The 227-nt window shown below is 33.5% G+C and carries 1 protein-coding gene; it reads right to left on the bottom strand.

Annotation, left to right across the window (positions count from 1 at the left end; translation table 11 throughout):
• Nucleotides 1-22: 22 nt before the first annotated feature.
• Nucleotides 23-227: cytochrome c oxidase subunit 3 (locus tag BB427_RS03125; protein WP_175401232.1), on the bottom strand; the 205-nt coding region annotated here is incomplete at its 5' end.

The raw sequence follows: 227 nt of genomic DNA, 5'->3' as shown, positions 1-227 counted from the left end.
ATAACATCTCGCCACCACACTATTATTCCAACTCAGAAACAATAAACAGTACTATTCCTACCATCAATCCACGTACCACTACATGTATATGTCTCCCATCGTAGGTTCTCTCCCGAATAACATCTCGCCACCACACTATTATTCCAACCAAAAACAATAATAAAGCTATAATAACTAAATCATAACTCATAAAAAACATTACTTTAGCTATTATAGCTTTATTATTG

The organism is Pseudoalteromonas sp. BMB (genome assembly GCF_001709235.1).
In the GTDB taxonomy this organism is placed as follows: domain Bacteria; phylum Pseudomonadota; class Gammaproteobacteria; order Enterobacterales; family Alteromonadaceae; genus Pseudoalteromonas; species Pseudoalteromonas maricaloris.
Note: the sequence above shows the minus strand (reverse complement) of the source record. Positions and strands in the feature narration are given on the sequence as shown.